The organism is Geminicoccus roseus DSM 18922 (assembly GCF_000427665.1).
GTDB classification, from domain to species: Bacteria; Pseudomonadota; Alphaproteobacteria; order Geminicoccales; family Geminicoccaceae; genus Geminicoccus; species Geminicoccus roseus.
This window is the reverse complement of sequence record NZ_KE386572.1, coordinates 1211942-1235617: the sequence shown is the minus strand read 5'-3', so window position 1 is coordinate 1235617 and position 23676 is coordinate 1211942. Positions and strand designations below refer to the sequence as shown.

Sequence of the window (23676 nt, the reverse complement as noted above, 5' to 3'; positions counted from 1 at the left end):
GCACTCCATGAACCAACTTTGGCATTTCCTGAATTCCGAATTCTTTAGCGGTCTTCTTGTCGGCACATTGTCGGCAGTTGGAGGAGCATATGGTGGCCACTTGATTGCTAAGCGGCAAAAGATTAGGGATGAATTGCAGCAGGAGATAAATAATATAAATGCGGCGATAGCTCTTATTTTTGACGCGATAAATACGCTTTTGGTCTTTAAGCAGGAAGCGGTAAGGCCCATGCTTGAAGACTTTTCCTTGAAATTAAAGAGATATGAGGAGTTTGCGGAGAACACGGACGATATTCCAGAAGGAATATTAGTGAATTTTCACATCGAATTTCTTTTGGATGCCGTTGATCCTCCTGTTGTTCCCCTCGCTAGGATTGAAAGTCTTATCTTTGAAAAGATCCCGTCGCACGGACGGCTGTTGGGGGCGACTGCATCTATGATTAGGTGCATGTCAGCTCTCAATGGAGCCGTGAACAGACGCAATGCTTTCATCACTGACATGATGGCTAAAGAATATCAAGGCGTAGAGGGGTACAGTAAGTATTTCGGATTGGTGACAGATCGTGGTCGTGTTGATGAAACTCATCCATCCTTGTTGGAGATAATAGAATCTTCAATGAATTCGACAATTGGATTTGGTAGAATTATTCAAAAGGAACTTGTAAAACTTGGAAAGAGGCGGGCTCGAAAGTTAGGGGACTCTGCGCCAAGGATAAATGAGCCCAATTTTGGAAAGGCTGAGAGGAGTGGCCTCCTCCCCAACGAGGAGGTGTTCCAAAACTGGTCAGCGTTATATCGTGAACCTACGGACGATGAGCCCACGCCTGTGCTGCAGCGATGGCTGAAGTTGTTGAGTGACTAGGAAACCCCTTGCGGTTTCGGTTCCTGTTTTACCTAAACAACTGGGGCACGTTCGTGCGCTCGCTATGACCCGCCAGCCTCCTACGTGCGGCGCTCTCACCTCGGCCGCCAGTACCCCGGCAACGGCAGCCCCGCCCCCTCCTGCCGTTCCACCGCTACATTCCGCCTGCCGCTGAACCTCGGGCAGTCCCGCGCCTGTGCCAATTTCCGGCTGCGCTGCCAGTTACCGGCTGAACCTATCCATCAGCACTCGTTGCGTCGCTTCAACCTCGATCTCGCGTCGAGACGCCGACGGATGCGGGTCTTTCCAACCATGAGCGGCTGCCCAGGCTTTGATCGTGCTGTTCCACCAGAGCGGTCCAACTGATCTGTCCTGCTGGTCGGGAGGCGGGAAGTCGCCCCGACGGATGGCGGCGTTGAGGTGCTTAACGGAAGGGTATGCCGAGATGATCAAGGCATCCCGCTCCGTCAGGCGCTGCGGCAGCGTTGCTTCAGGAATGCTCTGGGTCATCTATCATCTTTGGCCGCATTGCGACGACGTACCGGGGCACGTGCCGGAGCTTTCGCACGCGCGATGAGGGCATCTTCCACCTTCGCCAGATCCTGGGAGGTGCGCTGGTCCTCCCCCGCACGCTTGCGGATCTCGGCAAGGCTGTACTTTTTCGTGGTGCCGGACAATGGCGGGATGGAGCGCAGCAGGCGGCGTCCTTCGGCGAAGTCGGACGCGCCCAGCATGTAGGCGGCCTCGACCTCACCGACAGCCAGCTTTTCCATCATGTCCGCTCCTTATCCTGCTGCTCAGGTTGGCTTCCGCTCCCACTCAAACTGGCACGATGTCACGGACGCGAGCAGCGACGGCCTCACGCTCGATGGTGTTTGCCCCCATTCCTACTTCGATTTCGCAGCAGTCTCAGAGAGCCAGACATCCAGGTCTGACATGCGGTAGAAAACGCGGCCACCGACCTTAACGTGTGGTGGGCCACGTCGCTTGTAGCGCCAGTCAACAAGCGAGGCAGGCGAGATCCGGAGGTAATGGGCCGCCTCACGTGGAAGCATCAGCGCCCTCGGATCAGGCGGCGTGGCAACATCGTCCGCCTGCCTAAGATCGCCCATCCCGGTGGCCTTCTTCAGATCCTCGACGCTGTACCTTACGCTCAGACGATCCTTGACCACAGGAATGTCTCGAAGGATCTGCTTCGCTTCCGTGAAGGTGGAAGCCCCGAGCATGAAGGCTGCTTCGACCTCATCGACCACCAGCCGCTCAGTCACCGAATGACCTCGGTGACCTTCTCAGCAGACGGCAGCGGCTTTTCGCTCTCCGCCTTCAGGCCTGACTCGATCAGGCGGCGGATAGCTTCTGACCTAGTAGGAATATCCTGTTGATCGCGGCGCCAACCATCAATGGCGGCTGCTAGCTCGTCAGGCAGGCGAAGCTGCACGAGGTGAGGCAGTTTAGTAGGGCGTGGTCGCTTCATGCCTTTCATGTACTACAGCAGTTGACATTGATCAACGCTTTCGCGTACGACATGAAAGTGGGCCGGAGAGAGCGGGAACTCATCCCCGGCCCTAACCTCACGCAGAAGAGTGCTTCCATGCGATCGGCTAACCACGCCCTTACACCAACCCGCCGCACACTGCTCGCTCAAGCTGGCGCAGCCGGAGTGATCGGCGTCACAGCAAGCACTGCGCGTGCCTCTGCTCCGCCTTCTCTCGTGCAGGCCCTCCACCGCCAATGGCAGGACGCCATGGCGGACTGGCGCATTGTGTCCGAGGGCACCGAGCAAAGTCTGGCGGCCGAGGCCGGATACCAGATCTGGAGCACGCTGGAGGATCAACTCTTCGCCACGCCGGCCACGTCGCTCGACGACATCCGGCTTAAACTCGCGTTCTACCGCCAGGAGGACCCGCCGGAGGCGGGCGGCTGGCTGGACGGGCTCTTCTCCGACATCGAGCGCATGTTGGCCGGAGAGGTGGCATGACCACGAAGCCCAAGCGGACCCCGGGCGGCGTGCCAGATCTCTCCACTGTCAACGCCGTCGAACTGACCGATGCCCTGGACCACGCATGGACCAAGTCGACACAGCTGCATCTGGTTCTGTCGGCGCTGGCACTGCAGGCACGGCACCACCAGGACGCAGCCCACGCGCATGAACTGGAAGCCGCATTCGAGCTGGCCGACGACATGCGCGACTGCATGGCCGACATTCGCACCACGCTCGGTGCGACGCCTGAGGAGGTCGCGATATGAGCCACATCCCCTTCGACCGGATCGTGGATCACGTCCGCGAACTCGATCATGCGCTCGACGAGGCGCAGGCCCAGGTGCGCACGCTGTGGCTTGCCGGACGTGGCGCCGCCAGCCTGGTGCCCCACGAGGGTGAAGCGATCGCCGACATGATCAGCGACGTCTATGGACGCTACGAGGACGGCCTGTCCAAGGCACGCGAGATCCAGCAAAAGCTCGTGATACTCGTCAAGGACGTCACATCGCCCTAAGCTGAACCTAAGCCGCCTCGCCTACCACCGAGGCGGCCCTCCCTTCATCCACGCCATGTTGATCCCGCCGCGGCTGCTGTCGCCGGTGATCTATGGCGCATGGGGAATCCACCATGGCCGACTTCCCGGCGATGCCGTTCTACACGGACGCCTATCTCGCCGACACGACCCATCTGACCACCGAGGAGCATGGTGCCTACATGCTGCTCCTGTTCGCTGCCTGGCGCTCGCCTGGCTGCTGCCTGCGCGACGACGACGCCTTCCTGGCCCGGGTGGCCAAGGTGACGCTCGACCGCTGGAAGAAGCGCCTGCGCCCGGTGCTGGCCTCGTTCTGGCGGATCGAGGATGGCGTCTGGACACAGAAGAAGCAGCGATCTGTGCGCGAAAGGCTGGGAGCGATCTCGGAGAAACGCGCCAAGGCGGCTCGGCAAGGTCGGGAGCCTAAGCCCTTGGCAGAGCACGAGGCTGCTCCAGCGAATGAGGGAGCAAACCGGCAGCAAGCTGGCCCCTATCCAAAACCAAAGACCAAAACCAAAGAATCACCCCCTACAGTCCCCCTGCCAGGGGACGAGCGTGTGCTCGATGCGGAGTTCGAGGTCTGGTGGCAGGCCTATCCGAGGCAGATCGGCAGGCGGGCGACGCTGGAAGCCTATCAGCGGGCTCGGGCTGAGGTGGGAGCCGAGGAGCTGGTGGCAGCGGTGAAGGCGGCTGCAGCGCGCTGGAAGGCAGACAAGACGCAGGAGCGCTACATCCTGCACCCGGCGAACTGGCTGGATCAGCGGCGGTGGCAGGATGGGGCGCCAGAGGCGGCGACTGCTCCTGCAACGCCTGCTGAGCCGATTGAGCTAGTACGGCTTGCTGCTGGAGCACTGCTGGCGACGCAGAGTCGTGTCCGGTACGACGCGCTGTTGGAGCGGGTGGGATCGGAGAGGCTGGTAAGGTTGGTAGAGCGGCTAGGCCAAGGACGAGACACGAGAGATCTGTTTCTCGCGGTGGAGCGACAGCTAGAATTCTTGTCTGCTCAAGACAACAGCAACTGCAGTAGCGCTAAGTACGCTACACTGACCTAAGATATCTTTTTAGCACCAAAAAAAGCTCATTTTTTATTTCCACGTATCTTGGGTGATTATTGTCCATTTCTTCAGGTTTAAGCATCTGGCAGATGGCGACAGCTGCGTGGGCAACATGACTAGTGGTGGCGCCAGTCCGGGTATCGTCAATAACGCAGAATGCTGAACATCCATTTATATCACGAATTTGCCGAATAGCCCTTGCCGTAGGCACAGAAAGAGAATGAAGGGTAGCGTCTGCCTGAGCTTGATCTGAGCAATGGTGAACCGCACCCTCAAAGGATGGCGGATCTAGTTGTTCCATCCGCCAAACCGAGAGCTCTCCATTTAGAAGATCAGTATTTTTTATTATCGAGGGCTTGACCACGCCCTTTCGTACGTGATTTGGGTCATACGCGGCCCTGCACACAATTTCACTGTCGCGCACAACTCCCGGAGAGTCCGGAGAGAACCAATGCAACTCACGAGGGCAGGGACTACTACAAGGCATGCATGCGCTCGTCGGGGAGGTGCGATGAATGAGTCAGCATGCTGCCGGTCAAAATAGCTTAGGGATTGATCAAAGCTGCAACCGATGGCTGCTCTAGAAGTGCCTGTAGTGCAGCCTCATCATCAACGGCTAATGTTTGCACTCTTGGAGACAAGCCAGTGCCGGCTGAGCCAACAGCAATAACCGTCTTGTTGCCCGGCACAACCAGAGCAAATGAACGCTCCATAGCAGCGTCCACCCAACGGAGGGTGATCTGTCCATCACTCTCATCGACTTCAAACTCTGGCGCTGTCTGAGCTTGAGCCAGTAGAAGCCTCAATGCTTCCACATCAGCCTTTGCATGGTCTGAAGGAGGCGTGGTACCCGGGCCAGCCCAATCATCAGAGAGACTCTGTAAATCAAGAAGCGCGCGCTCCCATTGCTCCAGGACAGGCGAAGCCGCCTTTTTTGGGGTAACATCAACCAACGCAGAATGTATGCTATCCAAAAGATGCTTACTATAAGCGTCTAACACTTCTTTATGAACATAACTAAAAAAGACATGTCTGGGGGTATGAAACTTAAAATTGCGTCGAATTTCTTCTACAGCAGCGCTTGATGTCCGCAGGCGAAAATTTTGTCGGACATCATGATCTGGTGCGGGTATTAATGAGTCGTGTTGATCATCAATTCCAAGCAACTCACTGCGGCGCCTAGATGAAGTCCACCCGCGACGTCTCACGCTTCTGCACGAGATCTCTGGATCCATTGCAGCCCAAGGATCACTATGTTGCGGCTCATCATCAAGAACTTCAAGAAATGGATGGCCACTAATCGCAAAATCTAACTCAGGCATTTGGTGTCACCTTAAGCCCGATCCTATCCAACACTACAGGCTGTAGCAAGCCGTGAAGTACGACTTTGTTGTTTAGATGCAAATCATTCATGTGTTGATCAATGACTGCCTGGATACTTTGGATAGAATCTTGTGACAAGATTTCAGAACTTCGGAGGCGTAATTGAAGGCGATGCACGATATCAATGACTATCCTGGCGGGACCCTGACCATCTTGCACTCGCTGTGCGGTTAAGTTGAGGTTGTTGAGCGTCGGACCACTATCATGGTCTGAGTACCAACCTGAGTGATTGTGCCATAGTGGACCGCCAGCAAATATTGGATCAGGTAACCAGGAATGTCGCTGAAACAAATCGTCTATTTTTGCGGTATCTTCGTTGGACGAAAAGCGGTCAACGACGCGGAGGGCTATTACTGCGACAGCAGCTTCAAACTTTATTAGGGCTAGCTTTGCTAACGCTTGCCAAAGATAAGATCTAGCTTGATCCCAACTTTTTTCCCAACGGGTATAACGAGTGCAGCTTACAAATATTTCATTATTTATTAGCCTCAGGGCCCATACCGGGCTTCCGTCAGGCCGCAAGTAGGCAAGCTCAATGCCCGGTGCCCCATTCGATATGATGGGCACAATGGCATCATCTACGTCGCTAGGCTGCACCATTGCCGATGCTGGCAGTTCTGCCGCAAGGGAAGCGGCCAGCGACTGAAGCTCGCTTATTGCACTTCGCGGTAGCGGTCGGCTAAGCGCCAACGCAAAGTCGCACGATGCCACTGCATGATCGTCATTCAGCGGCACAAACGCCATTATTTCCCCCTGGAGCAGCCCATGAACCCTATCTGGTGTACAAGCACCCTACAAGGTGGGTTTCGGCCGCAGGCGTTTCGAGTGTCTGCGGTCATCACCAGATACGGCCATTCTGGCTACCCCTCGCGGACCAAAGCAAGCCTATCACCCAGCGTGCTGGCAGTGACGGTAGCCGCATGGTGATAGCATGCAATCAGCTGGTAGGGGCCAACGTAGGGTCTGCCTTAAGCAGAGCAGCTATAAGGGTCGCAATACCAATGGGTTATAACAAAACGCTGGCGGAGGGACAGGGATTCGAACCCTGGGTACCATCGCTGGCACAACGGTTTTCGAGACCGCCCCGATCGACCACTCCGGCATCCCTCCGCGGCGCGTGGTGGTGTAGCGTCCGCAGGACGAGGCCGCAAGGATAGGGTGCATGGTTCGGAACGATTTGCGGCGGGAGCCGGCCAGGAAGCGACGGTGGCAGCCGGTCACGGGGGAGATGCCGGACGCGGCGGTCGCGATGACCAGGCGGGTGCTGCACCGGGACGATGCGGTCATGGTGATCGACAAGCCGGCCGGGCTGCCGGTGCATGCCGGGCCGAAAGGTGGTGCTACCCTGGACGCGCTGCTGCCCTGGCTTGCGTTCGGCAAGGGGCGGCCGCCAGGCCTTGCGCACCGGCTCGACCGGGAGACGTCCGGCTGCCTGGTGCTGGGACGAACCAAGCCCGCCCTGGCGCGGCTGGGCGAGCTGTTCGCCAAGGGGGCGGTGACCAAGACCTATCTGGCCCTGGTGGGCGACGCGCCGGGCCTGGAGGACGGCCGCATCGACCTGCCCCTGGCCAAGCGCAGCGAGGTCCGCGGCTGGTGGATGGAGCCGAGCGGGGAGGGCCAGGCGGCGGTGACCGACATCCGGGTGATCGCCCGCGCGGACGGGGTGGCCCTGGTGGAGGCCCGGCCCCGGACCGGGCGCACCCACCAGATCCGGGTGCATCTCAAGGCGTTGGCGGCCCCGCTCCTAGGTGATCGCATTTATGGCGGCGCCGACACGGCCTCGCGCCTGATGCTGCATGCGCGCGCCATCGAGATCCCCTGGATGGCCGGCGAGACGATCCGGGCACAGGCCCCGCTGCCGCCGGACTTCCAGGCGCAGATGCGCCGCTACGGGCTGGGCACCGCAGTCAGCTGAAACGAGATCCGCACCTCGTCGCCGACCAGGGGCAGGAAGGCGGTCATCCCCCAGTCGCTGCGCGCCAGGCGCGCAGCACCGGTGAAGCGGACCGGCCCCTCCGCTTCCGGCGCCCGGTCCAGCTCGGTGTCGATGGCGAGGGTCCGGCGCACGCCCAGCATCTCCAGCTCGCCCAGCACCGTCGCCTTGCCGGCGCGGTCGGGATGGACGGCGCTGGTGGTGAAGCGGATCTCCGGGAAGCTCGCGGTGTTCAGGAACTGCGCGCCGCGGATCGCCTCGTCCCGGGCGGCGAGGCCGGTGTCGATCGAGGCAGCGTCCAGGGTGAGGTCGAGACGTGCCTGCTCCGGTCGGGAGGGATCGAGGTCGAGCTGCCCGCGCACCACCTGCATCGTGCCGGTCGCACTGGCGAACCCGGTGGCGTCCACGGTGAACTCCACCCGGGTCCTGGCAGGATCGACCTCGTAGTCCCGCGCGGCAGCCGCAGGAGCCAGACCGACCGCCAGAAGGGCCAGCGTCAGCGCGCGAAAGGGAGCATGCGCCGCAGCACCTCGTCCTTCTCGATGAAGTGATGATGCAGGGCCGCCAGCACGTGCACGGCCAGCGTGCCGGCCAGCAGCATAGCCATATAGTAGTGCGCGGTCTGGAAAAACCCATAGGCCGCCTCGGACGGACCGATCGGGTGAGGCAGCGGGATCGTCTCGAAAATGATCGTGGGGATCCCCAGCGGCGAGGCTGCGCTCATCAGGAAGCCGCTCACCGGCATGCCGATCAGCAGCAGATAGAACAGGATATGGAAGAAATGGGCGCCCAGCCGGTGCAGGCGGCCCATGTCCGCCGGCAGTGGCGGCGGGGGATCGACAAGGCGCCAAGCCAGGCGCAGCAGCCCAAGGGTGAAGACCACGAAGCCGAACGACTTGTGGAGCTGGTACAGTTCGTACTGCGCCAGCAGGTCCTGGGTCTGGCCGACCATGTAGAAGCCCAGGCCCCAGAGGGGGATGACGAGCAGTGCCATGCCCCAGTGGAAGGACTTCGCGATCACGCCGAACCGGTTGGGGCCGTTGCGCAGCGTCATGCCTGCCGGCTCCTCATTGCGCCTCAGCCCACAGGTCGAACGCCACCTCGACCTCCAGGCCGACCAGGCTGCCGGTGGCGAACTGCCCGCTGCCGACGCCGAACTCGGTGCGGATGAGCGGCACCATGCCGGTAGCGTGGGCGCTGCCGCCATTCACCACGATGGTCGCCCGGTGGCGGAGCTGGCGGGTGATGCCCCTCAGGGTCAGCTCCGCTTCCACCTCATACTGGTCCCCGCCCATCGCCTCGATCGAGGTGGTGCGGTATTCCGCCTGGGCGGCGCCGGCTGCGTCCAGGAAGTCCGGTCCGGTTGCCTGCTGGTCGCGTTGCGCATCGCCGGAGGTGAAGGACGCCAGGTCCACGGCGACGACGACCTGGGCAGCTTCGAGATCGGCCGGGTCGAACGATATCTCGGCATCGAACCGCTCGAAGCGCGCCTGGATCGGCGTCTGGCCCTGGTGGACCGTCACCGCCAGGGTGCTCCGGGCCGGATCCACCGTCCAGTCCGCGGCCGCCGCCGGCAAGGCCCAGGCAAGGGCAGCCAGGGCAGCCGCGCCGATCCGGGACATCATGGCGTGCCTCGTCGGCACGATGGGCAAGCTCATCCGCTCAGTCCGCCGGACTCGATTCAGTGTCGATCCGCACCGTCAGCTCGTCGCCGACCGCGGGCACATAGGTAGATACGCCGAAGTCGGACCGCTTGATCACGGTGGTGGCGGTGAAGCCGGCGGTTGGCGCCTGGGTCATCGGGCTGGGCTCCAGCTTGTTGAGCCGGACGTCGAGCACCACCGGCTTGGTGACCCCCTTGATGGTGAGGTCGCCGGTCACCTTGGCGGCATCGTCGCCCACTGTCTCCACGTTGGTGCTCTGGAAGGTGATCGTCGGGTACTGGCCCACGTCCAGGAAGTCGGCGCTCTTCAGGTGATCGTCCCGCTTGTCGTGGAGCGTGTCGATGCTGTCGGCCTGGATGGTGAACGCCACCTCGGAGGCCTGCGGCGCTTCCGGATCGAGGGTCAGCTCGCCGTCGAACTCGCGAAAGAAGCCATGAACGGTCGAGTAGCCGAAATGGTCGACCGTGAAGGTGATCGCGGTATGGCTCTCGTCGATCGTCCACGGTTCCGCCGCATGGGCCGCCGCTCCCAGCGGCATGGCCAGAACGGCGATGGCGAGCAGCCTTTTCATGGCGATCTCCTTTCCGAGCAGGGGGCATGAAGGACGGGACGTGCGGGCGTTCCGGAAGCGAGGCCCCGTAGGTCAGGGCACTGGGTGGTCTGCCAGCTTCCCGGAAAGCCAAGGTGGCGCAATCGGGACCTCGGAAACAGGCAGCCGCTGTTCCACGGATTGTTTCTTCACAGGGGATGATGGCTGTGCCATCGGTCCGCTCATGGACCAGCTCACCGGCATGCGCGTCTTCGCGGCGATCGTGGACAAGAACGGTTTCGCTCCGGCGGCCGAGGCGCTTGGCATGTCCAAGACCATGGTGAGCAAGCATCTGGCGGCCATCGAGGACCGGCTGGGCGTGCGCCTGCTGCATCGTACCACCCGCAAGGTCGGTCTCACCGAGATCGGCACGGAATATCTGCGGCGCTGCCAGGATATCCTGCAACTCGTCGAGGAGGCGAACGGGCACCTTCTCGAAAGCGGCCAGCACCCGCGCGGCCTCCTGCGGGTGAATGCCCCGGTCAGCTTCAGCGAACTGCACCTGGCCTCCTGCATCGGCGACTATCGCCGCCTCCATCCGGACGTGCAGCTGGACCTGGTGGTCAACGACCGGGTGATCGACCTGATCGAGGAAGGGTTCGACATCGCGGTCCGGATCGGGCGTTTGAAGGACAGCTCGCTGGTGGCGCGTCGCCTGGCACCCGCCCATATCGTCCTGGCCGCCTCGCCGGCCTACCTGGAAGCCCGCGGGGTCCCGGAGCGGCCGGACGACCTGGTAGGCCATGATTGCCTGCTCTACGCCTATGCCGCCGAACGCGACGAGTGGCGGTTCGAAAGCGAGGGAAGGAGCTGCACGGTCCGGGTCCATGGGCCGATCAGCAGCAACAATGGCGGGATCCTGATGCAGGCCGCAATCGACGGCCAGGGTATCGTGGCGCTTCCGACCTTCATCGCCGGCAAGGCGCTCCGCGACGGCCGCTTGGTCGAGATCCTGGCGCGCTACAAGCCGCAGGACCGGGCGATCTACGCGGTGTTCCCTGCCAATCGCCATCTGTCGCCCAAGGTGCGCAGCTTCGTGGACTTCCTGGTCACCCGCTTCGGTGGCAGGCCCTACTGGGAGCCATGAAGATCACCCGGCCCGCCAACGATGCGCGGCAACGGCCCTGGTTTCCGAAGACCAGCCGGCCTTGCCTCGCCCAGCCTGCCGGCACGTGCCCATGACCATGGCTGCGGCACCCGCCGGCACGGCCACCAGGCTGATCGCCTGCCATGACTGCGGCAAGCTCCACCGCCTGCCGGTCGGCGACAACCTGCACGACTACAAATGCACCCGCTGCCGGGGGGGCCTCGGCACGCTCTCGTGCGACCTCGATCCGCCCATCGCCCTGCTGATCGCAGCCGCCGTCTCGTTCCTCGTCGCCAACACGATGCCGTTCATGACGCTGAACATCGAAGGCATCGCCCAGGACAGCACGCTGTTATCCGCCAGCTTCGCCCTGTGGCAGAGCGAACTCTGGCCGCTGGGCGTCCTGGTCTTCCTGGTGGCGACGGTGGCGCCCGCCATCAAGATCTGCGGGCTTCTCTACGTGCTGCTCCCCCTCCGCCACGGCCGCCGCTGGCCGCTCGCCGGCCGGATCTACCGGATCGTCGGCGGGGTCCGCCCTTGGGCGATGATGGAGGTGTACCTGCTGGGCATGATCGTCGCCTATGTGAAGCTGGTGGAACTGGCCCATATCGAGCTGGGCATCGCCGTCTATGCCTTTCTCGCCACCGTCCTGTTCGAGATCGCGGCGGAAGCGAAGTCCGAGCCGATGGCGGTCTGGCACCGGCTGATGCCGCAGGCCGATCCGACCATGTTGCAAGGCACACCCGGAAGCCGTCTCCTAAGCTGCCACTCCTGCCGGCAGCTGGTCCGGGTCGATGCCGAGGCGCAGCATGTGGGCTGCCCGCGCTGCGGCGCCTCGGTTCATGAGGGAAACCCGGATGCCTGGAAAACGTCCCTGGCGCTGCTGATCGCGGCGGTGGTCCTCTATGTGCCGGCCAATGTCCTACCGGTCATGACGGTGTTCTATTTCGGCGCCGGCCAGCCCGACACGATCCTGAGCGGGGTCATCGAGCTCTGGCATGCCGAGATGTACCCGGTTGCGGTGCTGGTGTTCACGGCCAGCATCCTGGTGCCGGTCCTCAAAATCCTGGCGCTTGGCTGGCTGATCGCCGCGAAGAACCGGCCCCGTGCGGTCGCGCTGACCAAGATACGTGTCTATCGTATCGTGGAACTGGTGGGGCGGTGGTCGATGGTCGACGTCTTCATGATCGGAATCCTGACGGCGCTCGTCCACCTCGGCAACGTGGCGACGATCGTCCCGGGCCCCGGTGCCCTCGCTTTCGCCTCCGTAGTGGTACTGACCATGCTCGCATCCTCCGCCTTCGACCCGCGCTCCATCTGGCGGCGTGCATGACCCCGACCCCGCCGCAGGAGCCAAAGGTCCCGCCGGCGCGGCCGGTCCCGCGCGCGCGCAAGACCTTCGGGATCATCTGGCTGGTGCCGGTCGTGGCGATCGGTCTTGCCCTCTGGGTTGCCTGGACGACCTGGAGCAGCCGAGGCCCGCAGATCACCGTGACCTTCCAGACCGCGTCCGGGATCGAGGCGGGCAAGACCAAGCTGCGCTATCGCGACATCGAGATCGGTCAGGTCTCCGCGGCCACGATCGGCGGCGACCTGAAGAGCGTCGAGGTCGACATCCAGGTCCAGGCGGAAGCCAGTGGCCTGATCCGCGAGGGGAGCCGGTTCTGGGTGGTGCGCCCGCGTATTGGCGGAGGGCAGGTTTCCGGCCTGGAGACGCTGATTTCCGGCGCCTATATCGAGGTTGATCCAGGCGAGGGAGGCAAGCTCGAGACGGAGTTCACCGGCCTGGAGAACCCGCCGCGGGTCCGCTCCGATACGCCCGGCCGAAGCTTCGTGCTTCGTACCCCTACGTTGGGCAGTCTTTCGATCGGCAGCCCGGTGATGTTCCGTGGGATCACGGTCGGGGAGATCACCGACTTCGATCCGCCGACCGAGAGGGGTGACCTCATCCTCCACCTGTTCGTCCGACAGCCTTATGCGGAACTGGTGAGCACCACGAGCCGGTTCTGGCGCGAACGCGCCTTCGACTTCGAGCTCGGTGCCGACGGCGTCCAGTTCTCGGTCGGCAACGTGGCGACCCTGCTGCGTGGCGGCGTGGTGTTCGATTCGCCCCAGGGAGGGGCGCCTGCGGAAGAGGAGCATGCCTTCAACCTCTTCGACAGCGCCGGCAAGCTTGCCGAAGGGACGATCACCGAACGCATCCCGGTCATTTCGTATTTTGACGGCTCCGTGCGCGGCCTGAGCCCGGGCGCTCCGGTCGAGCTGCGCGGCATGCCGATCGGCACCGTGCGCGAGATCGGCATCGAGTACGATGTCGCCGACAGGGAGATCCGGATCCCGGTCATCTACGAGATCGAGCCGGAAAGGATCCGGATCGTCGACGGCGTCCTGGCGAAGGATCTGAGCGCGCTGGCCTCGTTCGTGCAGCGTGGCCTGCGGGCCCAGCTCGCCACGGGCAGCCTGATCACGGGCCAGATGATGGTCACGCTGGACTTCGTGCCAGGCGCGCCACCGGCGAAGATCGGCCAGGAGCGCGGCATGATCCGGATGCCGACCGCGCCCAGCAGCCTGGATACGCTGGAGCGCTCGCTGACCGGCATCATGGAGAAGATCGCCACGCTGCCCATCGACGATCTGACCGAGCAACTCGCCGTCACGGCGGACGCCATCGCCAAGATCGCCGGGTCCGGCGAACTGCAGGAATCGCTGGTCAACGTGAACGAGGTCCTGACGCGGCTCTCGACCCTGGCGGACAACCTCAACAAGGCTTCCGTGCCGGCCCTGGCGGAGCTGGAGCGCACCACCAAGGCGCTGGGCGACGCGGCGCGGTCGGCCGACACGCTGATGGGCCCCCGTTCCGGCACCCGCCAGGACATCAACGTCATGTTGAAGGAACTGACCTCGGCGGCGCGATCGATCGGCAACCTGGCCGATTATCTCGAGCGCCATCCCGAAGCGCTGCTGCGCGGCAAGACCGGAGGATACCGATGATCATCCGTCCCATCAGGCTGGCCGCGGCGGCGCTCCTTCTGGCGTCAGTAGTCTCGGCCTGCTCCAGCACCGCGCCCACCCGCTATTACCAGATGATCCCGGTCGCCGAGCCGAGCCACGGCACCGAACCGCCGACCCGGCTGCTGGCGATCGCGCCGATCCGCTTTCCCGAATATCTCGACCGCCCGCAGATCGTGACGCGCGCGGACGCCACCCGGATAAGCGTCGCCGAGTTCGACCAGTGGTCGGAGCCGCTGGGTGGGATGTTCGCCGACGTGCTGGTCGAGAATTTCCGCCGCAAGCTGGGCGGGGAGCATGTGATGGTGCTGCCGGACGACCGCGCCTTCGACCCGACCATGGAACTCGACCTGAACGTGCTCCGCTTCGACGTGGACGCTGCCGGACAGATCACCCTCGACACGCGCTGGCGGCTGCTCGACGAGCGCGGCGACCTGCTGACGACCGAACGATCCGACATCGTCGAGCAGGCGACACCCGACGACTATGACAGCATCGTGGACGGGATGAGCCGGGCGGTCGGCGCCCTGGTCGACCGGATCGCGATGACGATCCCGGCGGCGGTCGAGCAGGCGGCCAGCAGGGGACGCTCGTCATGATCCTCGTCACCGGCGGCGCCGGCTTCATCGGCTCGGTGCTGCTGGCGGCCCTGGACGAGCGCGGTCTGCCGGACTTGGTCTGCTGCGACCGGCTGGGCAGCGGCGACAAGTGGAACAACATCGCCAAGCGCCGGCTGGCCGACGTCATCCGGCCCGAGCGGATGTTCAAGTGGCTGGACGCCCATGTCGGGCAGGTCGACACCGTGTTCCACCTGGGCGCGATCTCCTCGACCGACGAGCGTGATGCCGACCTGATCGTCCAGGAGAACATCCGCACCACCCTCGACCTGGTGGCCTGGTGCACCCGCCACGGCACGCGGCTGATCTATGCCAGCTCGGCGGCGACCTACGGCGACGGCGAGGCAGGCTTCGACGATGCCACCGGGCGTCTGGCCGATCTGCGGCCGCGCAACGCCTATGGCTGGTCGAAGCAGATGGTCGACCGGCGAATGGTCGATCTCGCCGCGCGCGCCGCACCGCTGCCGCCGCAATGGGCGGGCCTGAAGTTCTTCAACGTCTATGGTCCCAACGAGTGGCACAAGGGCGGTCAGCAGTCGGTCGTGCCGCAATTCCTCAGTCAGATCCGGGAGACCGGGGTCTGCCGCCTGTTCAGGAGCCATCGCGACGGGATCGCCGACGGTGCGCAGCAGCGCGACTTCGTCTGGGTCGACGACGTGGTGGCGGTGATGACCTGGCTGTACGACCATCCCGAGACATCCGGGATCTTCAACGTTGGCAGCGGCCGGGCACGCACGTTCCTGGACCTCGCCAAGGCGGTGTTCGCCGCGATCGGCCTCGAGCCGGCGATCGAGTTCGTGGAGATGCCGGAGCGGCTGCGCGCGCACTACCAGTACTTCACCGAGGCCAAGCTCGACCGGCTGCGTGCGGCCGGCTGCCCGTTCCAGCCCACGCCCCTGGAAGAGGGCGTCCGGCGCTATGTGCAAAACAGCCTCCTCCAGACAGACCCCTACCGATGACCACCATGTTCACGAGCGAAGACCTTCTGGACCGGCTGGCCGGAACCCATGTCGTGGTGATCGGCGATCTGATGCTGGATCGCGCGGTGTTCGGCAAGGTCGGGCGGATCTCGCCCGAGGCCCCGATCCCCGTCCTGGAGATGGGCCGCGAGGAAACCCGGATCGGCGGCGCGGGCAACGTCGTGGCGAACCTGCATGCGCTGGGGGTCAAGGTCGCCGCGGCAGGCGTGGTCGGCGGCGACGCGGAGGGCGACGAGATCGCCCGGATCATGGCGGAACTCACGCCGGGCGGCGCCATCCTGTGGCGCCAGGAGGACCGCGCGAGCACGGTGAAGACCCGATACTGGGGCGGCGGCCAGCAGCTTCTGCGGGTCGACCGCGAGAGCCGCACGTCCCTGCCCGAGGAAGGTGTTGCCGCGATCCTGGACTGGCTCGACGAGCGGATCGGGGAGACCCGCGCCATCGTCCTGTCCGACTATGCCAAGGGCGCCCTGTCGCCTTCGCTGGTGGAGCAGGTGATCCTGCGCGCGCGCGCCGCCGGCAGGCCCGTCCTGGTCGACCCCAAGGGCCGCGACCATGGCCGCTACCGCGGCGCCACCCTGTTGACGCCGAATCGGCGCGAACTGGTCGAGGCCACCGGCATCCCGGCCAGCGACGATGATTCGGTGGCGCAGGCTGCCGAGGCCCTGCGCACCAGTTCCGGGGTCGATGCGGTGCTGGCCACGCTTGGCTCCGAGGGCATGCTGCTGGCGGAAGCCGGCGGCACGACCCGCATCCCCGGCATCCGCCGCGAGGTGTTCGACGTGGTCGGGGCGGGCGACACGGTGATCGCCACCCTTTCGGCTGCCATGGCGGCGGGCGCCACCCAGGCCGAGGCGGCGAGGCTGGCCAACCTCGCCGGCTCGATCGCGGTGACCCGGATCGGGACGGCGCCGGTCAGCCGGATCGACCTGCTGGATGCCCTGGCACCGGCGCAAGGCAAGGTGGCGGACCTGGAGCGGGCCCGAGCGATCGTGATGAACGCCCGGGGGAAGAACCGGCGGATCGGCTTCACCAATGGCTGCTTCGACCTCCTGCACGCCGGCCACGTCGCCTATCTGCATGCGGCACGCGCCCGCTGCGACCTTCTGGTGGTCGGCCTGAACGACGATGCCTCGGTGACCCGCCTGAAGGGGCCGGGGCGACCGGCCAACGTTCTCGACGACCGGGCCCGGGTGCTGGCGGCCCTGGCCGATGTCGACCTGGTGGTTCCGTTCGCCCAGGACACTCCCCTGGACCTGATCAACGCGCTGAAGCCGGACCTGCTGGTCAAGGGCGCCGATTACCTGCCGGAGCAGGTGGTGGGCTGGAAGGAGGTGGCCAGCTGGGGCGGCGAGCTTTATCTGGCCGAGATCAAGCCGGGGGTCAGCACCACGGCGCTGCTGGAACGCGGCAGGACGAGGCAGGGAGATCCCCAGGCGTGAAGGCGATGCAGCGCTGCATCACCTGTGCCCGGCCAGCCATTCCATGCTGGTCGTCGAGGGGGCTGCGCGCCAGTTGACGAGGATGAACTTCCAGAAGACTGGGCCGATGCGCCGCCGGGGATTGCTGAAAGGCGGCATGGCCGCGGCCGCTGGCGTGCTGGCCATGCCGGCTTTGCTGCGTGCCCAGACAAGGGTGATCCGCTTCAGCCACGTGGCACCCGACGATTCGATCAAGGGGCTGGGAGCGCGTCTGTTCAAGCAGCGGATCGAGGAACGCAGCGAGGGCCGCATCCAGGTGGAGATATTCCCGGATGCGCAGCTCGTCGGCGACGGGGAGGAAATGGAAGCCCTGGCCCTTGGCGACGTGCAGATGATCGCGCCGTCCTTGTCCAAGTTCAGCCGCTACGCCAAGCGGCTGCAGGTGTTCGATCTCCCGTACCTGTTCGACAGCCTGGCCGCGCTCGACCGGTTCGAGCAGAGCGAGACCGGCGTGGCGCTGCGCGAATCGATGGTGCGGCTCGGCTTCGTGGGGCTGGCCTACTGGCGCAACGGGTTCAAGCAGCTCTCGGCAGGCAAGCCGCTGCGGCATCCCGACGACGCGCGGGGATTGAAGTTCCGCATCCAGGATTCGCCAGTCATTGCGCGGCAGTTCGAGATCCTGGGCGCGGAGCCAGTGGCGATGGAGGCATCCAGGACCCGGGCCGCGCTCGCAGCCGGCCTGGTCGACGGTACCGAGAGCACCTGGTCCAGCCTCTACCTGCGCAGGATCCACGAGGTGCAGGCCGCCGTCACGGCCAGCGACCACGGGATCATGGACGACATGGTGGTTGTCTCCACCGAGTTCTGGCAGGCGCTGCCGGAGGAACTTCGCCTGCTGTTCAACTCCACCATGGAGGACGTGCGGGTGGAGGTCGCAGGGCTCGCCGACCGGATGAACCAGGAGGCGAGGGCAGCGATCCGGCAGGGCGGCCAGACCGGACTGGTCACGCTCACCCCGGCCGAGCGCCGGGCCTGGTCCGACCGGCTTCGGCCGGTATGGACCGAGTTCGAGGAGGAGATCGGCCGGGACCTGATCCAGGAGGCGCTGCGGGCGAACGATGGCGGTTGAGCGGGCAAGGGCCCGCGCTTCCCTCGGGTTCGTTCGTGTAAAGCGCGTCTCCCGCTCCACCTGACGCATGAGGCCGGCAGGGCAGCGGCCAAACCGGTGACTTGGCGCCTTTCCGTGGGCGTTCTACACCTGGGTGACCCGGCCCACCCAGAACCGGAACTCAGGAACATGAACGGCTCGGCGCAACGCTGGTGGATCGTCGTTGCGATGGCCCTGCCGCTGTTCCTGCTCAGCATCGACTTCTACGGCATCACGGTGGCGCTGCCCTCGATCGGGAGCGAGCTTGGGGCCGGTACGACCGCCCTGCAATGGACGGTCAACGCCTTCAACCTGTCGATGGCGGCCCCCCTCATCGCGTTCGGGCGTCTGGGCGACCTGGTCGGGCGGCGCCGGACCATGCTGGCCGGGATCGTCCTGTTCGCGCTGGGCTCGGCCATCTGCGGCCTGGCGCCCGGGATCGCCACGCTGATCGTCGGGCGCTGCGTGCAGGGCGTCGCGGTGGCGCTGTTCTCGGCCGGGCCGCTCTCCATCGTCGCCAGCGTGTTCTCGCCGGCCGAGCGCGGCCTGGCGTTCGGGATCTGCTCGGCCGTGGGCGCCTGCGGCTCGGCGATCGGGCCCCTGGTCGGCGGGACGCTGACCGAACTGCTCAGCTGGCGGTGGCTGTTCCTGGTCAACCTGCCGATCGGCGCCCTCACCGCCGGCCTGATCCTGCTGGTCGTGCCGGAATCGCGCGACGAGACGGCGAAGGGCGGCCTGGACCTCCTGGGGGTCGCCACCATCACCGCGGGGCTGACCGGCCTGACCTTCGGGCTGCAGCTCGGCGACGACTGGGGCTGGTCCTCGCCCTGGGTGGTGGCCGGCCTCCTGCTCGGGCCGCTCCTGATCCTGGCCTTCGTGGCGGTCGAGCGCCGCCAGCGCCAGCCGCTGGTCGACCTGGCCCTGTTCCAACAACCGCCGTTCCTGCAGGCGCAGATCGTGGCGGTCCTGGGCAATTTCGGGTTCAGCGCGATCGTGTTCTTCGCGACGCTCTACCTGCAGCATGTGCTCCAGCTGAGCCCGATTCCGGCCGGCCTGGCGCTGCTGGCATTCTCGGCCTGCTTTGTCCTCACGCTGCCGGTCACCGGCCGCTGGATCGACCGGGTGGGCGGACGGCGGGCAATGATGCTGGGCATGGCGCTGATGGTGGCGGCTTTCCTGCTGTTCCAGCCGGCCGGAACCAGCAGCGGGCTAGCCTGGGTGATCGGGGCGCTGGCCGTTGCCGGGATCGGGCAGGCCTTCGCCTACAATGCTTCCACCACCATGGCCATGAACGCGGCGCCGGATGCCGGATCGGGCGCGGCGGCGGGCGTGCTGAACGGGGCCCGCCAGCTGGGCTCGGTGCTCGGGATCGCGGTGACCGGGGCAGTGTTCCAGGTGGTCGAGAGCAGCCGGCTGCTGGCGGCCCTGAGCCCCCAGATGGCGCTCGACCCGGATGAGCGGACGATCATCGCCAGCCTTCTGTCCGGGTCGGAGCAGGCGCGCACGGCCATCCTGGACCTTGCCTCCATGGAGCACCATCCGGACGACCCGGCGTTCATCGCCTTTGTCGACGCCAGCGTGTCGGAGGCCTTCGTGGCGGCGCTGCAGGCGGGCATGCTGCTGTGCGCGTTCGTCTCCCTCCTGGGCATCCTGGCGACGATCCCGCTGCGGCGCCGTCCCGAGCCGGTTGCGGGGCTGGCCTGAACGTCGGTGCGACGGGATCTGGCCCAAGCGATCAGGCAGCCCCGCCGGCGATCTGCGGGGCACGCTGGAAGAGCAGGATCCGGCGCCCGACCAGCAGCATGTTGAGCGCCGCGTAGACCGACCACCAGGACAGCCGGCGGACCGGCTCCGGGCCGGTCAGCGGTGCTGGCGCCAGTCCGGCGCTGTGCGCCCAGCCCTCCAGATGCTCGGGCGCGATCAGCCGGAGCGGCGGCATGGTGCCGCGATGCACGGAGCGCTCGGCACGACGGCCCAGGGGATGGCGGGGGTGCAGGATGATCGCCAGGAGCAGGCCGCCGGGATGCAGGAGCCGGGCGGCGTCGGCAATGGCACGGGCGGGCTCGGCGATGTGCTCGAGCGAGCCAAGGAACAGCACGAGGTGGAACGGCTCATGCCGCCAGCCGGCGAGCCGCTCCACCGGCCGGACCTCGAAGTGCAGCCGGCCGGCCCGGTCGCAGGCGTCGGCATGACGGCGCGCCCGCTCGATCATGGCATGGGAGATGTCGATGCCGACGCCCTGGTCGAGATGGGCGGAAGCAGCCAGGAGGTAGCGGCCGGTGCCGCAGCCGATGTCGAGGACCCGGCATGGGGCCGGGCGGTCCTGGATGATGCGGCGGAGCAGCCCGGCGCGCAGCCGGAAGCCCAGGCTGCGCGGGGACCAGGGGCCGTGACCCATGTCCCAGCTGGGGGCCAGCGCGTCGAAGGCCGCAGCGACATGCTCGGCGCACATGGGCGCCTTTGCGGACGAGCCGGTGACCGGTCCTTGGGCGTTGCTCATGAAGCTGTGTGCGACGCCGGACGGGATGAGTCCAGTCGCCGGCAGCAGCCAGCCTCACGAATCAGCGCCCGATCCGCCGATCCTTTTCCTGATCGGCAGTCGGGCTGCGGAAGGGTGGAAGAGGCCTAGCAGGCCTCTTCCACCCGTTTTCCGGGTTCAGGCGCTGCCGGCGGGCTTGCTCTGGGCCAGGAGCTGGCGCAGCACGTAGTGCAGGATGCCGCCATGCATCACGTACTCGACCTCGTCCAGCGTATCCACGCGGCAGAGCACCTGATGCTCGTCGGTAGAGCCGTCGGTGCGGGTGATGCGCAGGGTGACGTCCATGAGCGGGCGCAGGCCATTCTCCAGCCCGACCACGTCGACCACCTCGCTGCCGTCCAGCTTCAGGGTCTTGCGGTCGGTGCCCGGGTACATGACCAGCGGCAGGACGCCCATGCCGACCAGATTGGAGCGATGGATGCGCTCGAAGCTCTCGGCGATCACCGCCTTGACGCCCAGCAGGTTGGTGCCCTTGGCCGCCCAGTCGCGCGACGAGCCGGTGCCGTATTCCTGCCCGGCAAAGATCACCAGCGGCGTGCCGCGCTTCTGGTACTCCATCGAGGCGTCGTAGATCGACATCTCGGCGCCGTCCGGCATCAGCTTGGTGTAGCCGCCTTCCTTGCCGTCCAGCATCTCGTTCTTGATGCGGATGTTGGCGAAGGTGCCGCGCATCATCACCTCGTGGTTGCCGCGGCGGGCACCGAACGAGTTGAACTCGCGCTGCTCGACGCCGTGCTCCATCAGGTAGCGCGCCGCCGGGCCGTTCTTGGCGATGTTGCCGGCCGGGCTGATATGGTCGGTGGTGATGCTGTCGCCGAACACGCCCAGCACGCGTGCGCCCTTGATGTCGGCGAGCTTCTTCGCCGGCTCGGCGCTCATGCCTTCAAAGTAGGGCGGCAGACGCACATAGGTGCTGTCCTCCTGCCAGTCATAGGTCATGCCGGCCTCGCCGGCGCCGATCGCCTTCCAGCGCTCGTCGCCCGCGAACACGTCCGCATAGGAGCTGGCGAACATGTCGGCGGTGACGGCCATGCGCACCGCGTCGTCGACCTCCTGCGGGGTCGGCCACACGTCTTTTAGATAGACCGGCTTGCCGTCCTTGCCGGTGCCCAGCGGCTCGGTGGTGATGTCCTTCAGCATCGAGCCGGCCAGGGCATAGGCCACCACCAGCGGCGGCGAGGCCAGGTAGTTGGCCTTGATCTGCGGGTGGATGCGGCCCTCGAAATTGCGGTTGCCGGACAGCACGGCGGAGACCACCAGCTTGCCCTCGGTGACCGCGTCGGAGATCTCGTCCGGCAGCGGGCCGGAATTGCCGATGCAGGTGGTGCAGCCATATCCCACCAGGTCGAAGCCGACCTGGTTCAGCGACTCGGTCAGGCCCGCGGCGTCCAGATAGTCGGTGACCACCTTGGAGCCTGGCGCCAGCGAGGTCTTCACCCAAGACTTGCGGGTCAGGCCCAGCTCCGCCGCCTTCTTGGCGACCAGGCCCGCCGCAATCATCACCCCCGGATTGGACGTGTTGGTGCAGGAGGTGATCGCCGCGATCACCACATCGCCATGGCCGAGGGCATGGTCGGATCCGGCGACCTTGGCGCGGGCGTCCAGCGGGGCATTGCCCGCCAGGGCCGGCAGGACCGATTCGAAGCCCTGCTTGGCGGCCTTCAGCGGCACGCGGTCCTGCGGGCGCTTCGGCCCGGCCAGGGACGGCTCGACATCGCCCAGGTCGAGTTCCAACGAATCGGTGAAGACCGGGTCGGGCATGTCGGCGTCGCGCCACATGCCCTGGGCCTTGGCATAGGCCTCCACCAGCGCCACCCGCTCCGGCTTGCGGCCGGTCAGCTTCAGATAGTCGATGGTGACCTGGTCGATCGGGAAGAAGCCGCAGGTGGCGCCGTACTCCGGCGCCATGTTGCCGATGGTGGCGCGGTCGGCGAGCGGCAGGTGGTCGAGGCCCGGCCCGTAGAACTCGACGAACTTGTTCACCACCCCCTTCTTGCGCAGCATCTGGGTGACGGTGAGCACGAGGTCGGTGGCGGTCGCACCTTCCGGCAGCTTGCCGGTCAGCTTGAAGCCGATCACCTCGGGCAGCAGCATCGACACGGGCTGGCCCAGCATCGCCGCCTCGGCCTCGATGCCGCCCACGCCCCAGCCGAGCACGGCCAGGCCATTGACCATGGTGGTGTGGCTGTCGGTGCCGACCAGCGTGTCGGGATAGGCGACCTGCTTGTTGCCGTCCTTCGCGGTCCAGACCACCTGGGCCAGGTGCTCCAGGTTGACCTGGTGGCAGATGCCGGTGCCGGGCGGGACCACGCGGAAATTGTCGAAACCTTCCGCACCCCAGCGCAGGAACTGGTAGCGCTCGCCGTTGCGCTCGTACTCCCGCTCCATGTTCTCCTCGAAGGAGCGCGGAGTGCCGAACGCGTCGACCTGGACCGAATGGTCGATCACCAGGTCGACCGGGACCAGCGGGTTGATCTTGGCCGGGTCGCCGCCCAGGGCGACCATCGCGTCGCGCATCGCGGCAAGGTCCACCACGGCCGGGACGCCGGTGAAGTCCTGCATCAGCACGCGCGCCGGGCGATACGCGATCTCGTGCTTGGAGGAGCGCGCCTTCAGCCATTCCGCCACCGCCTTCAGGTCGGCGACCTTGACGGTGCGGTCGTCCTCGAAGCGGAGCAGGTTCTCCAGCAGCACCTTCATCGAGAACGGCAGGCGGGACAGGTCGCCCAGCTCCTTCGCGGCCTCGGGGATGCTGAAATAGTCGTAGGAGAGCTCGCCGACCTCGAGCGAGCGACGGACCTTCAACGTGTCGTGGCCGGTAACTCGCACTTCAACGGTCTCCTCGTGGCGGCAGGTCGGTCTGGCGTCCGTATGCCG

General features: G+C 65.2%; 26 protein-coding genes and 1 tRNA gene. 14 read left to right on the top strand and 13 right to left on the bottom strand.

The window, feature by feature from the left end:
• The first annotated feature begins 7 nt into the window (after positions 1-7).
• Positions 8-862 carry a hypothetical protein gene (locus tag GEMRO_RS34110; protein WP_157505490.1) on the top strand — a complete coding sequence of 285 codons (855 nt, stop codon included), beginning with the start codon at positions 8-10 and terminating at the stop codon, positions 860-862.
• Between the two features lie 222 nt (positions 863-1084).
• Here the strand turns inward: GEMRO_RS34110 and GEMRO_RS34105 are convergent, their stop codons facing one another.
• The 4 genes from GEMRO_RS34105 to GEMRO_RS35925 form a co-directional block, all read right to left on the bottom strand.
• Positions 1085-1372, bottom strand: a complete 288-nt coding sequence (locus tag GEMRO_RS34105) for a hypothetical protein (protein ID WP_157505489.1) — start codon at positions 1370-1372, stop codon at positions 1085-1087.
• Positions 1369-1638 (bottom strand): hypothetical protein, encoded by a 270-nt coding sequence (locus GEMRO_RS0106920; protein WP_027133417.1) that lies wholly within the window; start codon positions 1636-1638, stop codon positions 1369-1371. Before GEMRO_RS0106920 ends, GEMRO_RS34105 begins: the two co-directional genes overlap by 4 nt.
• Before the next feature lie 111 nt (positions 1639-1749).
• Positions 1750-2130: a helix-turn-helix domain-containing protein gene (locus GEMRO_RS34855; protein WP_205624919.1), complete on the bottom strand. Its 381-nt coding sequence runs from the start codon at positions 2128-2130 to the stop codon at positions 1750-1752.
• Positions 2127-2336, bottom strand: a complete 210-nt coding sequence (locus tag GEMRO_RS35925; RefSeq protein WP_169728330.1) for a ribbon-helix-helix protein, CopG family — start codon at positions 2334-2336, stop codon at positions 2127-2129. The genes GEMRO_RS34855 and GEMRO_RS35925 overlap by 4 nt, the downstream gene beginning before the upstream one ends.
• Positions 2337-2606: 270 nt before the next feature.
• Between GEMRO_RS35925 and GEMRO_RS0106910 the strand changes: the two genes are divergently transcribed.
• From GEMRO_RS0106910 to GEMRO_RS32455, 4 genes are all read left to right on the top strand, one after another.
• Complete coding sequence (locus tag GEMRO_RS0106910) at positions 2607-2840, top strand: hypothetical protein (protein WP_157505487.1); 234 nt, start codon at positions 2607-2609, stop codon at positions 2838-2840.
• Complete coding sequence (locus GEMRO_RS0106905) at positions 2837-3109, top strand: hypothetical protein (protein ID WP_027133415.1); 273 nt, start codon at positions 2837-2839, stop codon at positions 3107-3109. The genes GEMRO_RS0106910 and GEMRO_RS0106905 overlap by 4 nt, the downstream gene beginning before the upstream one ends.
• The gene (locus tag GEMRO_RS0106900) at positions 3106-3357 is read left to right on the top strand and encodes a hypothetical protein (RefSeq protein WP_027133414.1); all 252 of its coding nucleotides are present in this window, start codon (positions 3106-3108) and stop codon (positions 3355-3357) included. Before GEMRO_RS0106905 ends, GEMRO_RS0106900 begins: the two co-directional genes overlap by 4 nt.
• Positions 3358-3470: 113 nt before the next feature.
• Positions 3471-4427: a DUF1376 domain-containing protein gene (locus GEMRO_RS32455; RefSeq protein WP_169728329.1), complete on the top strand. Its 957-nt coding sequence runs from the start codon at positions 3471-3473 to the stop codon at positions 4425-4427.
• 548 nt (positions 4428-4975) lie between these two features.
• Here GEMRO_RS32455 and GEMRO_RS34095 read toward each other — a convergent pair.
• From GEMRO_RS34095 to GEMRO_RS0106885, 3 genes are all read right to left on the bottom strand, one after another.
• Positions 4976-5752, bottom strand: a complete 777-nt coding sequence (locus GEMRO_RS34095) for a hypothetical protein (RefSeq protein WP_157505486.1) — start codon at positions 5750-5752, stop codon at positions 4976-4978.
• Positions 5745-6557: a hypothetical protein gene (locus GEMRO_RS34090; RefSeq protein ID WP_157505485.1), complete on the bottom strand. Its 813-nt coding sequence runs from the start codon at positions 6555-6557 to the stop codon at positions 5745-5747. The genes GEMRO_RS34095 and GEMRO_RS34090 overlap by 8 nt, the downstream gene beginning before the upstream one ends.
• A gap of 276 nt (positions 6558-6833) precedes the next feature.
• Positions 6834-6923 (bottom strand) — tRNA-Ser (locus tag GEMRO_RS0106885).
• A 52-nt stretch (positions 6924-6975) separates the two neighbouring features.
• On the opposite strand from GEMRO_RS0106885, the gene GEMRO_RS34085 reads away from it, so the two are divergent.
• Positions 6976-7728, top strand: a complete 753-nt coding sequence (locus GEMRO_RS34085) for an RluA family pseudouridine synthase (protein WP_240476619.1) — start codon at positions 6976-6978, stop codon at positions 7726-7728.
• Here GEMRO_RS34085 and GEMRO_RS34620 read toward each other — a convergent pair.
• The 4 genes from GEMRO_RS34620 to GEMRO_RS0106860 all read right to left on the bottom strand — a co-directional run bounded on the left by GEMRO_RS34620 (position 7701) and on the right by GEMRO_RS0106860 (position 9981).
• Positions 7701-8165 carry a YceI family protein gene (locus GEMRO_RS34620; protein ID WP_027133411.1) on the bottom strand — a complete coding sequence of 155 codons (465 nt, stop codon included), beginning with the start codon at positions 8163-8165 and terminating at the stop codon, positions 7701-7703. The two genes, GEMRO_RS34085 and GEMRO_RS34620, sit on opposite strands and share 28 nt — an antisense overlap.
• Before the next feature lie 77 nt (positions 8166-8242).
• Entirely contained in the window at positions 8243-8800 is a 558-nt protein-coding gene (locus GEMRO_RS0106870; protein ID WP_035484874.1) for a cytochrome b, read from the bottom strand.
• A gap of 13 nt (positions 8801-8813) precedes the next feature.
• Positions 8814-9371 (bottom strand): YceI family protein, encoded by a 558-nt coding sequence (locus tag GEMRO_RS0106865; protein ID WP_027133409.1) that lies wholly within the window; start codon positions 9369-9371, stop codon positions 8814-8816.
• Positions 9372-9408: 37 nt separating this feature from the next.
• On the bottom strand, positions 9409-9981 hold the full coding sequence (locus GEMRO_RS0106860; protein WP_035484873.1) for a YceI family protein: 573 nt from the start codon (positions 9979-9981) through the stop codon (positions 9409-9411).
• Between the two features lie 202 nt (positions 9982-10183).
• Between GEMRO_RS0106860 and GEMRO_RS0106855 the strand changes: the two genes are divergently transcribed.
• From GEMRO_RS0106855 to GEMRO_RS0106820, 8 genes are all read left to right on the top strand, one after another.
• Positions 10184-11086, top strand: a complete 903-nt coding sequence (locus tag GEMRO_RS0106855) for a LysR family transcriptional regulator (protein WP_027133407.1) — start codon at positions 10184-10186, stop codon at positions 11084-11086.
• A gap of 91 nt (positions 11087-11177) precedes the next feature.
• Positions 11178-12419 (top strand): paraquat-inducible protein A, encoded by a 1242-nt coding sequence (locus GEMRO_RS0106850; protein WP_084506638.1) that lies wholly within the window; start codon positions 11178-11180, stop codon positions 12417-12419.
• Positions 12416-14077, top strand: coding sequence for a PqiB family protein (locus GEMRO_RS28100; RefSeq protein WP_035484870.1), 1662 nt, complete (start codon positions 12416-12418; stop codon positions 14075-14077). The genes GEMRO_RS0106850 and GEMRO_RS28100 overlap by 4 nt, the downstream gene beginning before the upstream one ends.
• Positions 14074-14694, top strand: coding sequence for a PqiC family protein (locus GEMRO_RS28095; RefSeq protein ID WP_051328780.1), 621 nt, complete (start codon positions 14074-14076; stop codon positions 14692-14694). Before GEMRO_RS28100 ends, GEMRO_RS28095 begins: the two co-directional genes overlap by 4 nt.
• A complete protein-coding gene (gene rfaD / locus GEMRO_RS0106835) occupies positions 14691-15671 on the top strand; it encodes an ADP-glyceromanno-heptose 6-epimerase (protein ID WP_027133405.1) in 981 nt (326 codons plus the stop codon). The genes GEMRO_RS28095 and rfaD overlap by 4 nt, the downstream gene beginning before the upstream one ends.
• A gap of 5 nt (positions 15672-15676) precedes the next feature.
• Positions 15677-17134, top strand: coding sequence for a D-glycero-beta-D-manno-heptose 1-phosphate adenylyltransferase (gene rfaE2, locus GEMRO_RS0106830; RefSeq protein ID WP_027133404.1), 1458 nt, complete (start codon positions 15677-15679; stop codon positions 17132-17134).
• Positions 17135-17270: 136 nt separating this feature from the next.
• Complete coding sequence (locus GEMRO_RS0106825) at positions 17271-18242, top strand: DctP family TRAP transporter solute-binding subunit (RefSeq protein ID WP_205624918.1); 972 nt, start codon at positions 17271-17273, stop codon at positions 18240-18242.
• 168 nt (positions 18243-18410) lie between these two features.
• Positions 18411-19964, top strand: a complete 1554-nt coding sequence (locus GEMRO_RS0106820; RefSeq protein ID WP_027133402.1) for an MFS transporter — start codon at positions 18411-18413, stop codon at positions 19962-19964.
• Between the two features lie 31 nt (positions 19965-19995).
• On the opposite strand, the gene GEMRO_RS0106815 is transcribed toward GEMRO_RS0106820, so the two are convergent.
• Together GEMRO_RS0106815 and acnA are read right to left on the bottom strand one after the other, a co-directional pair.
• Positions 19996-20760 (bottom strand): class I SAM-dependent methyltransferase, encoded by a 765-nt coding sequence (locus GEMRO_RS0106815; protein ID WP_084506636.1) that lies wholly within the window; start codon positions 20758-20760, stop codon positions 19996-19998.
• A gap of 156 nt (positions 20761-20916) precedes the next feature.
• Entirely contained in the window at positions 20917-23628 is a 2712-nt protein-coding gene (acnA, locus tag GEMRO_RS0106810) for an aconitate hydratase AcnA (protein ID WP_027133400.1), read from the bottom strand.
• Positions 23629-23676 lie beyond the last annotated feature (48 nt).

What these genes read in the sequence shown, in the direction of transcription:
- GEMRO_RS34110 (WP_157505490.1), top strand. Translation starts at nt 8, where the DNA reads ATGAACCAACTTTGGCATTTCCTGAATTCCGAATTCTTTAGCGGTCTT.
- GEMRO_RS34105 (WP_157505489.1), bottom strand. Translation starts at nt 1,372, where the DNA reads ATGACCCAGAGCATTCCTGAAGCAACGCTGCCGCAGCGCCTGACGGAG.
- GEMRO_RS0106920 (WP_027133417.1), bottom strand. Translation starts at nt 1,638, where the DNA reads ATGATGGAAAAGCTGGCTGTCGGTGAGGTCGAGGCCGCCTACATGCTG.
- GEMRO_RS35925 (WP_169728330.1), bottom strand. Translation starts at nt 2,336, where the DNA reads ATGAAGCGACCACGCCCTACTAAACTGCCTCACCTCGTGCAGCTTCGC.
- GEMRO_RS0106910 (WP_157505487.1), top strand. Translation starts at nt 2,607, where the DNA reads ATGGCGGACTGGCGCATTGTGTCCGAGGGCACCGAGCAAAGTCTGGCG.
- GEMRO_RS0106905 (WP_027133415.1), top strand. Translation starts at nt 2,837, where the DNA reads ATGACCACGAAGCCCAAGCGGACCCCGGGCGGCGTGCCAGATCTCTCC.
- GEMRO_RS0106900 (WP_027133414.1), top strand. Translation starts at nt 3,106, where the DNA reads ATGAGCCACATCCCCTTCGACCGGATCGTGGATCACGTCCGCGAACTC.
- GEMRO_RS32455 (WP_169728329.1), top strand. Translation starts at nt 3,471, where the DNA reads ATGGCCGACTTCCCGGCGATGCCGTTCTACACGGACGCCTATCTCGCC.
- GEMRO_RS34095 (WP_157505486.1), bottom strand. Translation starts at nt 5,752, where the DNA reads ATGCCTGAGTTAGATTTTGCGATTAGTGGCCATCCATTTCTTGAAGTT.
- GEMRO_RS34090 (WP_157505485.1), bottom strand. Translation starts at nt 6,557, where the DNA reads ATGGCGTTTGTGCCGCTGAATGACGATCATGCAGTGGCATCGTGCGAC.
- GEMRO_RS34085 (WP_240476619.1), top strand. Translation starts at nt 6,976, where the DNA reads ATGGTTCGGAACGATTTGCGGCGGGAGCCGGCCAGGAAGCGACGGTGG.
- GEMRO_RS0106870 (WP_035484874.1), bottom strand. Translation starts at nt 8,800, where the DNA reads ATGACGCTGCGCAACGGCCCCAACCGGTTCGGCGTGATCGCGAAGTCC.
- GEMRO_RS0106865 (WP_027133409.1), bottom strand. Translation starts at nt 9,371, where the DNA reads ATGATGTCCCGGATCGGCGCGGCTGCCCTGGCTGCCCTTGCCTGGGCC.
- GEMRO_RS0106860 (WP_035484873.1), bottom strand. Translation starts at nt 9,981, where the DNA reads ATGAAAAGGCTGCTCGCCATCGCCGTTCTGGCCATGCCGCTGGGAGCG.
- GEMRO_RS0106855 (WP_027133407.1), top strand. Translation starts at nt 10,184, where the DNA reads ATGGACCAGCTCACCGGCATGCGCGTCTTCGCGGCGATCGTGGACAAG.
- GEMRO_RS0106850 (WP_084506638.1), top strand. Translation starts at nt 11,178, where the DNA reads ATGACCATGGCTGCGGCACCCGCCGGCACGGCCACCAGGCTGATCGCC.
- GEMRO_RS28100 (WP_035484870.1), top strand. Translation starts at nt 12,416, where the DNA reads ATGACCCCGACCCCGCCGCAGGAGCCAAAGGTCCCGCCGGCGCGGCCG.
- GEMRO_RS28095 (WP_051328780.1), top strand. Translation starts at nt 14,074, where the DNA reads ATGATCATCCGTCCCATCAGGCTGGCCGCGGCGGCGCTCCTTCTGGCG.
- rfaD (WP_027133405.1), top strand. Translation starts at nt 14,691, where the DNA reads ATGATCCTCGTCACCGGCGGCGCCGGCTTCATCGGCTCGGTGCTGCTG.
- rfaE2 (WP_027133404.1), top strand. Translation starts at nt 15,677, where the DNA reads ATGTTCACGAGCGAAGACCTTCTGGACCGGCTGGCCGGAACCCATGTC.
- GEMRO_RS0106825 (WP_205624918.1), top strand. Translation starts at nt 17,271, where the DNA reads ATGGCCGCGGCCGCTGGCGTGCTGGCCATGCCGGCTTTGCTGCGTGCC.
- GEMRO_RS0106820 (WP_027133402.1), top strand. Translation starts at nt 18,411, where the DNA reads ATGAACGGCTCGGCGCAACGCTGGTGGATCGTCGTTGCGATGGCCCTG.
- GEMRO_RS0106815 (WP_084506636.1), bottom strand. Translation starts at nt 20,760, where the DNA reads ATGAGCAACGCCCAAGGACCGGTCACCGGCTCGTCCGCAAAGGCGCCC.